This window comes from Corallococcus sp. AB045 (genome assembly GCF_003668895.1).
Lineage (GTDB): Bacteria > Myxococcota > Myxococcia > Myxococcales > Myxococcaceae > Corallococcus > Corallococcus coralloides.
In genome coordinates this window covers 22595-37086 of sequence record NZ_RAWN01000036.1, presented here as the reverse complement: position 1 = coordinate 37086, position 14492 = coordinate 22595, and the positions used below count along the sequence as shown (strand labels likewise).

Here is a 14492-nt window from a genome sequence, read left to right as displayed (position 1 = left end):
GACTTCCGCCGGGATAGATTCCGGCGGATGACCGACCGAAACACGGGCGACCGGACGCTGGACGCGCTGTTCCAGAACAACCGCCAGTGGGCCGCCTCCATGGTGGAGAAGGACGCCGACTTCTTCCGGAAGATGGCCGGCCACCAGTCGCCCGAGTACCTGTGGATTGGCTGCTCCGACAGCCGCGTGCCGGCCAATCAGATCGTCAACCTGATGCCCGGCGACCTGTTCGTCCACCGCAACATCGCCAACGTCGTCGTGCACACCGACCTCAACGCGCTGTCGGTGTTGCAGTTCGCCATCGACCTCTTGCGCGTGCGGCACATCATCGTCTGCGGCCACTACGGCTGCTCCGGCGTGCGTGCGGCGATGGAGCGCAAGCGGGTGGGGCTGGCGGACAACTGGCTGCGCCACGTGCAGGACGTGCACCAGAAGCACGAGCGGTTCCTGCCGGAATCACTGCCACCCCGCGAGCGGCATGACCGGCTGGGCGAGCTGAACGTCCTGGAGCAGGTGCAGAACGTGTGTCAGACGACCATCGTGCAGGACGCGTGGGAGCGCGGACAGGCGCTCACCGTGCACGGGTGGGTCTACAGCGTGGAGGATGGCCTCCTCCATGACCTGGGCCTGACGCTCAGCGGCCCGGACGAGCTGGCCGCGAAGCTGCCCCAAAGCCTCGCGCGCTACGCGGCGGCACGGTAGGCGCACCGCCGCGAGCCCGTCCGCTCAAGGCCGGATGGCGACCTTGAGCACGCCGTCCTTGCGCTGGCTGAACAGCTCATACGCGTCGCGGATGTCCTTGAGCTGGAAGCGGTGCGTGAAGAGCGGCGTGAGGTCCACGCGCTTCGCGCGCACCACCTCCATCAGGCGCCGCATGCGCTCCTTGCCGCCCGGGCAGAGCGTGGTGACGATGCGGTGGTCCCCCAGCCCCGCGGCGAAGGCGTCGTAGGGCACCTGGAGCTTCCCGGAGTAGATGCCCAGGCTGGACAGCGTGCCGCCCGGGTTGAGTGTGCGCAGCGCGCTCTCGAAGGTCTGCTGCGTGCCCAGCGCCTCGATGGCCACGTCCGCGCCGCCGCCGGTGAGCCGCTTCACCTCCGCCACCACGTCCTGGTTCCGGAAGTCGAGCACCACGTCCGCGCCCAGCTTGCGCGCCATGGCCAGACGCGCTTCGTCCCCGTCCACGCCAATCACCAGCGACGCGCCCATGAGCCGCGCCCCCACGGTGGCGCACAGGCCGATGGGCCCCTGCGCGAACACCACCACCGCGTCCCCAATCCTCACGCCGCCGGACTCCGCGCCGCTGAAGCCCGTGGACGCGATGTCCGCCAGGAGCAGCACCTGTTCGTCCTTCAGCTCGTCCGGAATGGGCGCCAGGTTCGCCTGCGCGAAGGGCACGCGCACGTACTCCGCCTGCACGCCATTCATCGTGTTGCCCAGCCGCCAGCCGCCCAGGGCCTCCAGGCCCTCGCCGTGGCCGCACTGGGACGCGTGCCCGGAGAGACAGCCCCGGCACTGGCCGCACGGCGTGATGGCGCCCACCAGCACGCGCTGCCCCACCTGGTAGCCCGTCACTCCCGGCCCCAGTTCGTCGATGACACCCACCATCTCATGGCCCACGGTGAGGCCCGGCTTCACCGGGTACTCGCCGCGCAGGATGTGCACGTCGGTGCCGCAGATGGTGGTGAGTGTCACCCGGACGATGGCGTCGCCCACGCCTGCCTTGGGCCGCTCCACCTCCTCCATGCCCAGCTTCTGGGGGCCTTGGAACACGGTTGCCTTCATGGCTCACCTCGTCTGTCTTTCAGGTGCGCGGCATGCGCACCGTCACCGCGGGGCGGTCGCTGCGGGCCATCACCTGCTGCGCCACCGAGCCGAGCACCATCCGGCTCACTCCCGTGCGGCCGTGCGTGCCCATGCACACCAGGTCCACGCAGTGGCGTTCGGCCGCCTGGGTGATGACCGCCGCGATGTCGTCGCCCTTGAGCACCGACAGCTCGACCTTGTGGCTGCCGTTGTGTTCCGGGGACGGTACGCGCAGCTCCAGTTGATGCCGCGCCGCTTGGAGCTCCTCGGGCGTCGCCTGCGCGGGCTCCACGTGCAGCAGGTGCACCGTGCCGCCCGGTGGGGTGATGGCGAAGGCGTAGGCGATGGCGCGGTCGCCGGCCTCGCCGAAGTCCGTGGTCGCGAGCACCGAGCGCACCCGGGGAGTCTCCTGCTCCAGCCCCTGCTCCGCCGCGCGCACCGGCACGCTGACCACCGACATGGGCGCCAGCCTCCGCGCGGATTGGGACACGCTCCACAGCTTCGCGAGCGCCCTGCGCTGGTGCGTACCCACCACCAGCAGGTCCACCTGTTCCTCCGTGGCCAGGGCGATGAGGTGGTCCGCGATGCGGCCCAGCCCCGGCTCCAGCCGGGACCGCACCGGCAGGCCCTCCGCGCGCAGGGGCTCCAGCAGCGAGTCGGACTCGCGCTCCAGTGCCTGTCGCAGCTCCGGGGACATGTCCTTGTAGCTGTGCGGGTGCACCAGCCCCAGCCGCTCCGCCTCGCTGCCCACCCAGACGATGCGGCCTCCCACGACCTCCACGGGGCCGACCTTCGCGAGCCGCTTCACCCACTCCCGGGCGACCTCGAAGGGCCTGGAGCGGTCCACGCCCAGCATGAGCCGCAAGGGGCGCTCGCCGCGCGCCCAGGCCTCCAGGCCCGAGCCTTCGCGGACCACCAGGAAGGGGACCTCCAGCAGCTGGGCCATCCGGTCGACCGTGCCCCCCAGGCCCCGGAAGGGCGTGTCCTCGCGCGGCGCCCCGGTCACCACCCACTGGAGGCCGCGCTTCGCCACCAGGTCCCGCAGCTCCTCTTCCGGCTCTCCCGTGAGGAGCACGGAGTCGACCTGGATGCCGGTGGACCGCAACCGGTCGCGTTCGTCGCGCAGCGTGGATTCGGCGGTTTCGCAGATGGCGTCCCCGAAGGTCCGCACCAGGTTCCCGGACAGGACGTGCACGAGGCACAGGGGCACGTTCAGCCGCCGTGCGAGCAGCGCCGCGATGTCACAGGCGCGCCGGGCGTCTTCCGAGAAATTGGTCGCGCAGGCGATGGTCATGGCCCCTCCGTGCAGTCGCCTCTCCAAGCTAGTCACCGCGCAAGCGCGGCATGTCCCACGCGGAAGCAGCGGACGCGGCGCACGCCAGGTCCCTCTCGATGGGCTCACGGGGGCCGGACGCGTTGACGACGCCCATGCAGGACCCCAGCTTCTTCCGGGGGCGTCATGCGAGTCCTGGTTCCGGTCGATCGCCTGCCTCATGGCTGGGAAGATGTGCGCGGTCTGGAGGCGGAAGAGGTGCTGGCGCGCCGCGCGCGCTATGGCCGCAACGACGTGCGAGGCCGGCCTTCCCGCTCCGCGCTCCAGAGCCTGCGCGAGGCCGGAGGCGACCCGATGCTCTGGTTCCTCGTGGGCACGAGCGCCCTCTACTTCGCCCTGGGCGAGCAGGTGAATGCGGTGGTGATGCTGCTGGCACTCGTGCCGCTGCTGGGCATGGACGTCTTCCTGCACCACCGGACCCAGGCCTCCACCGAGGGCCTGCGCGGACGCCTGGCCGAGCGCGCCACGGTGTCGCGCGACGGCCGTGAAACGGAGGTGCCGGCGGAGGACGTGGTGCCGGGAGACCTCATGCGCGTGGAGGCGGGCAGCACGTTCCCCGCGGATGGCCTGGTCGTGCGGGGGCAGGGCCTGCAGTCCGAGGAGTCCTCGCTCACCGGCGAGTCGATGCCCGTGCGCAAGCGGCCGCTGGAGCGCCTCCCGCCCGGGGTGGAGCCGGCGGTGGAGGCGGTGCATTGGGGGCTCGCGGGAACGCGGCTGCTCACCGGGACGGCCTGGGTGCGCGTCGTCCTCACCGGTCCGGAGACCCTGTACGGGAGCATCATCCGCTCGGCGGGGCAGGAGGCCCGGGCACGCACGCCGCTCCAGCACGCGGTGGCGCACCTGGTGGCGGTGCTGGTGGGGGTGGCGGCGGCGCTCTGCGCGGTGCTGGCGCTCGTCCGCCTGCGACAGGGGTTCGGCTGGCTGGACGCGCTCCTGAGCGCGGCGACGCTCGGTGTGGCGGCGCTGCCCGAGGAGTTCCCGGTGGCCCTCACGTTCTTCCTGGGCGCGGGGGTGTACCGGCTGGCCCGGCGGCAGGCGCTGGTGCGGCAGGCCGTCTCGGTCGAGAACATCGGCCGCGTGAGCTGCGTCTGCTCGGACAAGACGGGCACGCTGACCGAGGGGCTCCTGCGGGTGACCCGGCTGCTGCCGTCACCCGGGACCTCGCCGGGGGTGCTGCTGCGGACCGCGGTGCTGGCCTCGCGGGAGGAGGGGAAGGATCCGCTGGACGTGGCGCTGTTGGAGGCGGGAGCGCGGGACCTGCCGGAGCTGCCCGCTCCCACCCGTGAGGCCACCTTCCCGTTCACCGAGGACCGTCAGCGTGAGACGGCGGTGGTGCGGCAGGGGCCCGGGACGCTGCTCGCCGCCGTGAAGGGCGCGCCCGAGCGGGTGCTGGGCCTGTGCACATTGTCCGAGGATGCCCGGCGGGAGTGGGTGCTCCGCCTGGACGCGCTCGCGCGCGAGGGCCTCAAGGTCATCGCGTGCGCGAGCCGGACGCTGGACGCGGCGCACTGGCATGGCGGCGAACCGGAGCGGGGCTTCGACTTCCTGGGGCTCGTGGCGTGCGAGGACCCGGTGCGCGCGGGGGTGGAGGCGGCGGTGCGGGAGTGCCGCGACGCGGGGCTGCGCACGGTGATGGTGACGGGGGACCACCCCCGGACGGCGCTCGCGATCGCCGGGCGGCTGGGGCTGGGGGGCGAACATCCGGTGGTGCTCACGGGAGAGGACCTGGAGGCACGGCTGGCCGACACGGGCAGGGTGCCGCCCGTGGACGTGGTGGCGCGCGCGCTGCCTGCCCAGAAGTACGCGCTGGTGAAGGCGCTCCGGAAGGAGGGCGAGGTGGTGGCCGCCACGGGGGACGGGGTGAACGACGTGCCGGCGCTCCAGGTCGCGGACGTGGGCATCGCCATGGGGGAGCGGGGGACGCGGAGCGCTCGCGAGGCGTCCTCCATCGTGCTGCTGAACGACGACTTCGGCACGCTGGTGCGCGCCATCGCGGAGGGCCGTCAGCTCTTCTCCAACCTCCAGCGCTGCTTCCTCTACCTGCTGCTCATCCACATCCCGCTGGTCGGCACGGCGGCGCTGGTGCCGCTCTGGGGACAGCCGCTCTTGTACCTGCCCATCCACATCGTGTGGCTGGAGCTCATCATCCACCCCACCGCGATGCTGGCCTTCCAGGCGGCCGCGCGGCCCGGGCGGCTCACCCCGCTGCGCGCGAGGCCCGCGGCGCGCTTCTTCTCCTGGCGGGAGTGGACCCTGCTCTCGGCGGTGGGCGGGCTGATGGCGTGCGGGCTCGTCTGGGCCTATGCGCGATGTTTGTCGGAAGGGCACGACATCGAGCGCGCGAGGGCGGTGGCGATGGCCTCGCTCACGCTGGCGAGCGCCACCTTCGCGGCCGTGCTCACAAGGTTGCGGACCCGCACCGCGCGGTGGGTCTGCGCCCTGTCGCTGGGCCTCTCTGTGCTGCTCATCCAGGTGCCCGCGCTGGCCGCGCTCGTGGGGCTGCACCCGCCCACTGCTCGCGACTGGGGCCGGGTCCTCGTCGCCGTCGCCGCCGCGCTGGTGCCCCTGCTCGTCGCGGGGCCTCACGCGCGGGGCGGCCTGCTCCGGGGCCACCGGTGGCGAACCCGCCGGCGCACGCCGGCCCCGGAGACCTCATGACGCACCCGCCTCCCGCCACCCCGTCCGCGCCTTCCGCTCGGAGTGCGCCGCCCTGGTTCGCGAGGGGGCTCGCGGGGGTCGTCGCCGCAGCGAGCGCGTTCGCGGTCCTGCTGGGCGTGCTCGTGGTGGGCGGCTGGGCCCTGTCGCCCACCACGGCCCCGGACCGCCCGTCTCCCTGGGACGGATGGGGCCTGCTCTTCGCGGGAGGCGCGCTCTGGCTGCTCCACGCCCAGGCGGCGCGCGGCGGGCCTCGCGCGGTGGGGCGGGCGCTGGCGACCGGGGTCGTGGTCCTGGGCGTCGCGGAGCTCACCCGGGATGCACCGGGAGGCGGGCTGGGCCTGCTGCTCACGGGGCTGTCGCTCTGGACGTTGCACGTGCGCACGCGCCAGGGCGGGTACCCCGCGCGGTGGCTGGCCGCCTGCGCCGCGCTGCTCGCGGTGTGGGGCCTCGTCGGAGGGGTGTACCAGGGGCACTGGTTCGGGTTGGCCCCCCTGAACACCGTGGTGGGAGCCTCCAGGGCGCCGGGACTCCCCCTGTCGCTGGGCCTGCTGCTGCTGTCGGGAGGGCTGCTCTCGCTCCACCCTGAGCGTGGGCTGACGGGCGTGCTGCTGCGCGAGGACCTCGGGGGGCACTCGGCGCGGCGGCTGCTGTTCGCGGTCCTGCTGCTCGTGCCCGTGGCGGGCGCCGTCCGGCTCCTGGGTGAGCGGCTGGAGCTCTACGGCACCACCGAGGGAGTCACCCTCTTCGTGCTCCTGACGATGGCGGCCTTCCTCGCCGTGGTCCTCTGGAATGCGAACGCCCTCTCCCGTCTGGACGCGAGCCGGCGGCGGGTGGAGCAGTCGCTGCGGCTGTCGGAGGCGCGCTTCGCGGGCATCGTCACCCACGCCGCGGACGCCATCATCTCCATCGACACCGAGCAGCACATCGTCCTGTTCAACGCGAGCGCCGAGCGCATCTTCGGCTACTCCGCGCGGGAGGTGCTGGGCCAGCCGCTGGACATCCTCCTCCCCGAGCATCTCCGGGCCGTCCATGCGGAGCACGTGCGGCGCTTCGCGCAAGGCGCGGCGACGTCCCGGCACATGGGCGAGCGGCTGCCCATCCTCGGGCGGCGCCGGGGAGGCGAGGCGTTCCCGGCGGAGGCCAGCATCATGAAGCTGGACGTGGAGGGCGTGCAGCGGCTCACCGTCATCCTCCGGGACATCAGCGCGCGGCGGAAGGCGGAGGACCTGCTGCGCTTGAGCGAGGAGCGCTTCCGCACCTCGTTCGAGGGCGCGCCCGTTGGCATGGCGCTGGTGGGACTGGATGGCCACTTCCTCCACGTGAACGCGGCGCTCTGCGACCTGGTGGGCTACTCGCGGGACGAGCTGCTCCGCCGGTCGTTCCAGGACCTCACCGCGCCGGAGGACCTGCCGGTGGACGAGCAGAACGCCGAGCGGATGCGCCGGGGGGAGCTGTCCTCCTTCCAGCGGGAGAAGCACTACGTGCGCAAGGACGGCCGCCGCATCGCCATCCTCATCTGGAGCGCGGTGGTGCGTGACACGCGGGGCATGCCGCTCCACTTCATCTCCCAGATGCATGACATCACGGAGCGCCAGGAGCTGGAGCAGGCCTGGCGCTTCCTGGCGGACGTGGGCCCTCGGCTCGCGGCGTCCCTGTCGTCCCGGACGACGCTGGCCACGGTGGCGGCGCTGGCGGTGCCGGCGCTGGCGGACTGGTGCGTGGTGGCCTGCCTGGACGCGAACGGACGCATCCAGCGGGTGGAGCACACGGCCGCGGACGCGGGCACGGAGGCGCGGCTGCGGGCGCTGGACGCGGAGTATGGACCGGAGCTCCTCTTGCCAGCGGCCCTCATCGCCTCCGTGCGGCGCACGGGAAGGCCGGTGTTGTTGCCGGAGGCTCCCCCCGGAATGCTCGACGCGGCGACGTTGGACGCCGGGCACCGGGAGCAGCTGCGCCAGCTGGCGCCGCGCTCGGCCCTCATCCTGCCGCTGCGCAGCCGGGAGCGGAACCTGGGGGTCATCCTCCTCGCGACGTCCAGCGCCGGGCGCCGCTACGGAGCCCGGGAGCAGGCCCAGGCCGAGGAGCTGGCCCGGCGCGCCGCGCTCGCCATCGAAAACGCCGGCCTGTACGAACGGGCCGAGCAGGCCATCCGCATGCGCGAGGAGGTGCTGCGCATCGTGGCGCACGACCTGCGCACCCCGCTCAACGTCATCCAGCTCAGCACGAGGATGCTGGAGAAGCACCTGCCTCCAGACGACGGCGCCCGGCAGCGCCTGGAGGCCCTCCAGAAGTCGGTCCAGCGGGCGAACCGGCTCATCCAGGACCTGCTGGACGTGGCCCGGATGGAAGGTGGAAGCCTGTCGGTGGAGCGCAAGCCGCTGGAGGTGGGGCCGCTCATCCAGGAGGCGCTGGAGCAGCACCGGGGGCTCGCGGAGGCAAGGTCGCTCCTCCTCCAGGCCCACGTGCCGGAGGGCGTGCCCCGCGTCCTGGCGGATCCGGAGCGGCTGTCGCAGATCCTCTCCAACCTCCTGGGCAACGCGCTCAAGTTCACGCCCGAGGGAGGCCGCGTGCTGCTGCGCGTCCAGCCGGAGGCGGGCCAGGTCCGCTTCCTGGTGAGTGACACGGGCCCCGGCATCGCGGCGGAGGACCGGCCGCGCATCTTCGAGCGCTTCTGGCAGGCCGGACCGAAGCGCAAGGAGGGCGCGGGGCTGGGGCTCTCCATCGTGAAGGGGCTGGTGGAGGCCCACGGCGGTCAGGTCGGCGTGGACAGCGCGCCCGGCGTGGGCAGCACGTTCTTCTTCACGCTGCCCGCGGCGGAAGGCGCCCAGGCGCACGCCGGGACGTACGCCTGAGCGTGCCCTACCGGCACAGGGCGGACTCCAGCAGGAGCCGCCGCTCCGCCGCCGCCACGGCCGTCCGGGTCGCGCCGACGGCCGCGGGGTCCACGGAGACGGAGGTGATGCCCGCCCGGACCAGGTGCTCCGCGAAGGCGGGCCGGTTCGACGGGGCCTGGCCGCAGAGGGACGACGTGATGCCCGCCTCGCGGCTGGCCCGGATGATGCGGACGATGGCGTCCAGCACCGCCGCGTCCTCCTCGTCGAAGAGCTCCGCGCACAGCTCCGAGTCCCGGTCCACGCCCAGCATGAGCTGCGTGAGGTCATTGGAGCCGATGGACACGCCGGTGATGCCCATCCGTGCGTACTCGGGGATGCGGTAGACGACGGAGGGCACCTCCGCCATCACCCAGCGCTCCAGCCCGCGGTGGTGTCCCAGCGGGCTCTTCTCCACGGCCTCCAGGCACGCCTCCAGCTCCCACTTCGTCCTCACGAAGGGAATCATCAGGTGCAGGTTGGGCGTCTCGTCCCGCACGCGGGCGAGCACCTCCAGCTCCAGCCGGAACACCTCGGGCTCGCGCAGGTAGCGGTAGCAGCCCCGGAAGCCGATCATCGGGTTGGCCTCGACGGTCTCGAACTCGCCGCCGCCCTCCAGCCCCCGGAACTCGTTCGTGCGGAAGTCCGTGGTCCGGTACACGACCGGGCGGCCCCGGAAGGCGCGGGTGATGGTCAAGAGCGCCTGGGCCATCCGCTCGGCGAATTCGCGGCTGCGCCCCTGGGCGATGAGCTTGCGCGGGTGCACGCCGGCCAGGGCCTCGGTGAGCATGAACTCCGCCCTCAGCAGCCCCACGCCGTCCACCGGGAGCGCCGCCGCCTCCCGGGCCTGTCCCGGCAGGGCCAGGTTCACGTAGAGCCGCGTGCCCAGCGCCTCCGGCCCGCTGGCCTCCCGGAGCTGGGGCCCTGCATTGGGGGAGGGCGGCCCCACCACCGCCACGGAGGGCGCTTCCCGGGCGAGGCCCTCTCGCACGGTGCCGGCGGCGCCATCCACGGTGACCTCCTCCCCATCGCGCAGGACCTTCGTGGCGGTGCGCGTGCCCACCACGCAGGGCTTGCGCAGCTCGCGGCTGACGATGGCCGCGTGGCACGTCATGCCGCCGCTGTCGGTGACGACCGCCGCCGCGCGCCGCAGCGTGGGCACCCAGTCCGGAGACGTCATGGGCGCCACGAGGATTTCACCGGCCTCCAGCTTCGAGCCCTCCCGGGCGTCACGCAGCACCCGCACGCGGCCGGAGGCCACGCCGGGAGACGCGCCCAGCCCGCTCACCCGCGCCCGCTCCGAGGCTACGGCGGCCCCCGGAGCCTCAGGCGCGGCGGCGGACCCCGTCGTCACCGGCCGCGACTGGACCAGATAGAACCGGCCGTCCTGCTCCGCCCACTCGATGTCCTGGGGCGCGCCGTAGTGCCGCTCCACGCGCAGCCCCAGCCGCGCCAGCTCCAGCACCTCCACGTCCGTGAGCACCCGCGCGTGGGCCCGCTCCGGAGGGAGCTCCTCGCGCTTCTCACGGCCCACGCCATCGCGCACGAGCTGGAAGGACTTCAGGCCCACGCGCGTCTCCAGCAGGCGCGGCCCCTCGCGGTCCACGACGTAGGTGTCGGGCTCCACCTGTCCACCCACGACGACCTCTCCCAAACCGAAGGCCCCCTCGATGACGAGGTGCCAGCGGTTTCCGGTGGTGGGCTCCACGGTGAACATGACGCCCGAGCGCGTCGAGTCCACCATGGCCTGCACCACCACGGCGATCTCCGGCACCTCCGTGAGCCCCTGCGCCTTGCGGTAGGCCACCACGCGCGGGCCAAAGGCCGACGCCCAGCACGCACGCACGCGGTCGAGGAGCGCGTCATCGCCCGCCACGTTGGTGAACGACTCGTGCATGCCCGCGAAGGAGGTGGTGGCGGTGTCCTCCGCGGTGGCGGACGAGCGCACCGCCACCGCGGAGCACTCCCGCAGCCGGTGATAGGCGGCGAGGATGGAGGTGTCCAGCCAGTCGGGCAGGGGCGCCTCGAGCACGAGGCCGCGCAGGGACTCCGTGAGCTCGGTGAGCGACCGCGGATCATCTGGATCCACGCGCTCCCACAGCTCGCGCAACCGGGCGCGCACGGGCTCCATCGCCTGATGGAAGGCGGCGGCGGTGATGACGAAGCCCGGGGGCACGGGCAGCCCGGCGCGGGTCAGCTCCCCCAGGTTGGCGCCCTTGCCTCCGGCCTGGGCCACGTCCTCCCGGGACAGGGCGTCGAACCAGAGGATGGACGGGGGCGGGGCCGGTCGGGGTTCCGGTGCCCGGGCAGAAGGCTCTGGGGGAAGGGTCGGATCCATGGTCTTGGGCTCCTCGCGCTCCTTCCAAGCTGGGGCTGGCGCCTTCTGGACGTACACCGTCAGGGGAGCAGGGACACCGCGAGCCTGCCCGTCCCGGCGCGCGGAGGACGCGCCCCGTGCTTATCCGGACGGGGATGGACGATTGGATCCAACGCCATGCGGACCGGGTGAGGACGGCCGAGGAGGCCCTGCGCGCCGTCCTGCCGGGGAGGCGCATCCTCATCGGTTCGGGCGCCGCCGAGCCGGTGACGCTGGTGCGGGCCCTGGTGGACGAGCGCGGCCCCTACCTTTCGGACAACGAGGTGGTGCACCTGCTGACGCTGGGGCCCGCGCCCTACGTGGAGCGCTCGCAGGCCGGGCGCTTCCGCCACGTCGCCTTCTTCATCGGGCCCAACGTGCGGCAGGCCGTGCAGGAGGGGCGGGCGGACTTCATGCCGGTGTTCCTCTCCGAAATCCCGGAGCTCATCCGGAGCCGGAAGATCCGCATCGACGTGGCGCTCATCCAGGTCAGCCCTCCGGATGCCCACGGCTACGTCAGCCTGGGCGTCTCCGTGGACATCGTGCGCGCCGCGGTGGACGCGGCCTCGCTCATCATCGCGGAGGTCAACCCGAACATGCCGCGCACGCACGGGGACTCGTTCCTGGACGTGCGCCGCATCCACCACCTGGTGCCGGTGACGCTCCCGTTGTTGGAGGTCCATCCCGAGCCACCCGACGCGGTGTCCCGGAGCATCGGGGCGCACGTCGCCCGGCTCATCCCGGACGGCGCCACGTTGCAGTCGGGCATCGGGAGGATCCCGGACGCGGTCCTGGCGGAGTTGGTGAACCACCACGACCTGGGTATCCACACGGAGATGCTCTCCGACGGCGTCATGCACCTGGTGGAGGCGGGCGTCATCACCGGACGAAGGAAGACGGTGCTCGCGGGCAAGCTCGTCACGTCGTTCATCATGGGCAGCCAGCGGCTCTACGCCTGGGCGCATGACCACCCGGCCATCGAGATGCGGCCGAGCGACGACACGAACGACCCGGCGGTGGTGGCGCGCAACGCCCGGATGGTCGCCATCAACTCCGCCCTGGCGGTGGACCTCACCGGCCAGGTGGCGGCCGACACGCTGGGCGGGTGCTTCTACTCCGGCATCGGCGGGCAGGTGGATTTCATCCGGGGCGCGAGCCGCAGTCCCGGAGGCCGGGCCATCATCGCGCTCCCCTCCACGGCGCAGGGAGGCACGGTGAGCCGCATCCAACTGGCGCTGGAGCCCGGCACCGGCGTGGTGACGAGCCGGGGGGACGTCCACTCCGTCGTCACGGAGTACGGCGTCGCGGAGCTCTGGGGGAAGAGCATCCGTGAGCGCGCGCTCGCGCTCATCAACGTCGCCCACCCGGACTTCCGGGCGGAGCTTCTGGCCGCGGCCAAGGGACGCCGCTGGGTGCTGCCGGACCAGGTGGTCCCCCACGCGCGCTACCCCTGGGCGGAGGAGCGGCTGGAGCACACGCTGTCGCACGACGCGCTGGTCGTCCGCGCGGCCCGCATCACCGACGAGCGCGCCCTGCAGGACCTGCTGTACGGCCTGTCGCGCGAGAGCTGCTACCGGCGCTTCATGGGCTTCAAGAAGGAGCACCCGCACGAGGAGATCCAACGGCTGGTGGACCTGGACTTCGAGCACGACATGGCCCTGGTCGCATGTCCGCCCGGCACGGAGGAGGTGGTGGGCGTGGTGCACTACATCGTGGACCCGGCGACGCGCCTGGCGGACGTGTCCTTCGTGGTCCGCGACGACTGGCAGGGGCGTGGCGTGGGGACGGTGCTGATGCGGCGCATCCGCGAGGCCGCCATGGCCCGGGGCATCCCCGGCTTCCAGGCGGATGTCCTGGTGACGAACACCTCCATGCTGGACGTCTTCCACGAAAGCGGCCTGCCCGTGCGCAGCCGCCGCGAGGACGGCATGTACCACCTGGAGCTGCTCTTCCCGGAGGCGCCCGCGCCGCCGGCCCCCGCACCCGGGTGAGGGGCCGCGCGCCGCCTGCCCCTGCCCGGAGCTCTTGCGCACTCCGCCGCCAGCCCCAACCGTTCCACGCAAGGGGGGCGCCCTCGCGGGCAGCGGGGCCTGCGAAGCCCCTTGGGGGGCGTCATGGCCATCGTCGTCGGCACGGATTTCTCCGACCATGCCCGGGAGGCCGTCCGCGTCGCGGCAGCCATCGCGGAGCGGACGGGCACGCCGCTGGTGCTCGTGCACGCCGCGGAGCCCGGCATGCTCCGGCGCGACTGGCCGGCCGAGCACGGCAGCACCATCACGGAGCTCGAGAAGCGGCTCGCCGCCGAGGCCGACAGGTTGAGCCATCCAGGGCTGTCCGTGGAGCCCCAGGTGCTGCTGGGCATGCCGGACGAGGCGCTGGTCGAGCACGCCGCGAAACTCCAGGCGCGGATGATCATCACGGCGGCCCTGGGCTGGCGCTCGGAGAAGCGCTGGCGGCTGGGCGGCGTCCCGGCGCGCATCGCGCAGCTGTCGCGCTGCCCCTTCCTGATGGTCCGTCTGTCCGAGCCGTTCCTGGACTGGTGCCAGGCAAAGCGCCCGCTGCGGGTCGTCGTGGGTGATGACTTCTCGAACAGCGCGGAGGTCGCGCTGCGCTGGCTTCCGGAGCTGCGCCGGGTGGGGCCGGTCGAGCTGACGGTCGCCCACGTCTACAATCCGGCCACGGAGTACGGACGGCTCGGGTTGTACCGCGCGACCCCGGGGCCCGAGGGCATCGAGGCCATCCTCGAGCGGGACCTGCGGGAGCGCCTGACGCGCATCGGTGAGGCTGGTGCGGAGCTGCGGATGTCCTCCGACCACGGGAACGTGGCGGAGCCGCTCGCCAGGCTCGCGGAGGCGGCGCGTGCGGACCTCCTCCTCCTGGGCAGCCACCAGCGACGGGGACTGCGGCGCGTGCGGCATGGCTCGGTGTCGCTCTCCGCCCTCCAGCTCGCGCCGGTGGCGGCGGTCGCCTGCGTCCCGTCCTGCGCGGCACGGGAGGCCGAAGCGGCCGTGGGCATCCCGTCCATCCAGCGCGTCCTCGTCTCGACGGACTTCTCGCCGCTGGCGAACCAGGCCATCCCCCACGCCCTGTCGCTCCTACCCCGGGGCGGAGAGCTCATCCTGGTGTATGTCATCGAGTCGCCCATCCCCGTCGTCTACGCGGACTTCTGGCCCGCGATGGCCCTGGGCATGGACGACGACGAGGCCGAGCTGCGGCGCCAGCTCGAGGCGCAGGTCCCCAGCGACGCGGCCGGCCGGGGCATCACCGTCCGGACGGAGCTGCTGTCCGGGGTCCACGCCGCGCAGGTGCTCTGCCAGGCGGCGGAGCGGTACGGGGCGGACATCTTCTGCATCAGCTCGCACGGGCGCACGGGTGTTCGCCGCGCGATGCTCGGCTCCGTGGCCCAGGAGGTGGTGGCTCGCAGCCGCCGGCCCGTGCTGGTGATCAAGCACCCCGTGCTGCCGTGATGGTG

Annotated in this window: 8 protein-coding genes; 5 read left to right on the top strand and 3 right to left on the bottom strand. The window is 72.9% G+C overall.

The features are described from left to right. The first annotated feature begins 27 nt into the window (after positions 1-27). Positions 28-702, top strand: a complete 675-nt coding sequence (can, locus tag D7Y21_RS11505) for a carbonate dehydratase (protein WP_120561569.1) — start codon at positions 28-30, stop codon at positions 700-702. A gap of 24 nt (positions 703-726) precedes the next feature. Here the strand turns inward: can and D7Y21_RS11500 are convergent, their stop codons facing one another. Then, positions 727-1782, bottom strand: coding sequence for a zinc-binding dehydrogenase (locus D7Y21_RS11500; protein WP_120561570.1), 1056 nt, complete (start codon positions 1780-1782; stop codon positions 727-729). Positions 1783-1801: 19 nt separating this feature from the next. Further along, positions 1802-3097, bottom strand: a complete 1296-nt coding sequence (locus D7Y21_RS11495; protein WP_120561571.1) for a universal stress protein — start codon at positions 3095-3097, stop codon at positions 1802-1804. 213 nt (positions 3098-3310) lie between these two features. Here D7Y21_RS11495 and D7Y21_RS11490 point away from each other — a divergent pair, with 213 nt between their 5' ends. Next, the gene (locus D7Y21_RS11490; protein WP_199735406.1) at positions 3311-5794 is read left to right on the top strand and encodes a cation-transporting P-type ATPase; all 2484 of its coding nucleotides are present in this window, start codon (positions 3311-3313) and stop codon (positions 5792-5794) included. Beyond that, positions 5791-8646 carry a PAS domain S-box protein gene (locus D7Y21_RS11485; RefSeq protein ID WP_147469258.1) on the top strand — a complete coding sequence of 952 codons (2856 nt, stop codon included), beginning with the start codon at positions 5791-5793 and terminating at the stop codon, positions 8644-8646. Before D7Y21_RS11490 ends, D7Y21_RS11485 begins: the two co-directional genes overlap by 4 nt. A gap of 7 nt (positions 8647-8653) precedes the next feature. Here the strand turns inward: D7Y21_RS11485 and ppsA are convergent, their stop codons facing one another. Further along, the gene (gene ppsA / locus D7Y21_RS11480) at positions 8654-11002 is read right to left on the bottom strand and encodes a phosphoenolpyruvate synthase (RefSeq protein WP_121713147.1); all 2349 of its coding nucleotides are present in this window, start codon (positions 11000-11002) and stop codon (positions 8654-8656) included. Between the two features lie 116 nt (positions 11003-11118). Between ppsA and D7Y21_RS11475 the strand changes: the two genes are divergently transcribed. Both D7Y21_RS11475 and D7Y21_RS11470 read left to right on the top strand, forming a co-directional pair. Further along, the gene (locus D7Y21_RS11475) at positions 11119-13011 is read left to right on the top strand and encodes a bifunctional acetyl-CoA hydrolase/transferase family protein/GNAT family N-acetyltransferase (protein WP_233612066.1); all 1893 of its coding nucleotides are present in this window, start codon (positions 11119-11121) and stop codon (positions 13009-13011) included. 123 nt (positions 13012-13134) lie between these two features. Then, positions 13135-14487 carry a universal stress protein gene (locus tag D7Y21_RS11470; protein ID WP_121713144.1) on the top strand — a complete coding sequence of 451 codons (1353 nt, stop codon included), beginning with the start codon at positions 13135-13137 and terminating at the stop codon, positions 14485-14487. Positions 14488-14492 lie beyond the last annotated feature (5 nt).

Coding starts and splice junctions, on each gene's coding strand:
- can (WP_120561569.1), top strand. CDS start 28: ATGACCGACCGAAACACGGGCGACCGGACGCTGGACGCGCTGTTCCAG.
- D7Y21_RS11500 (WP_120561570.1), bottom strand. CDS start 1,782: ATGAAGGCAACCGTGTTCCAAGGCCCCCAGAAGCTGGGCATGGAGGAG.
- D7Y21_RS11495 (WP_120561571.1), bottom strand. CDS start 3,097: ATGACCATCGCCTGCGCGACCAATTTCTCGGAAGACGCCCGGCGCGCC.
- D7Y21_RS11485 (WP_147469258.1), top strand. CDS start 5,791: ATGACGCACCCGCCTCCCGCCACCCCGTCCGCGCCTTCCGCTCGGAGT.
- ppsA (WP_121713147.1), bottom strand. CDS start 11,002: ATGGATCCGACCCTTCCCCCAGAGCCTTCTGCCCGGGCACCGGAACCC.
- D7Y21_RS11470 (WP_121713144.1), top strand. CDS start 13,135: ATGGCCATCGTCGTCGGCACGGATTTCTCCGACCATGCCCGGGAGGCC.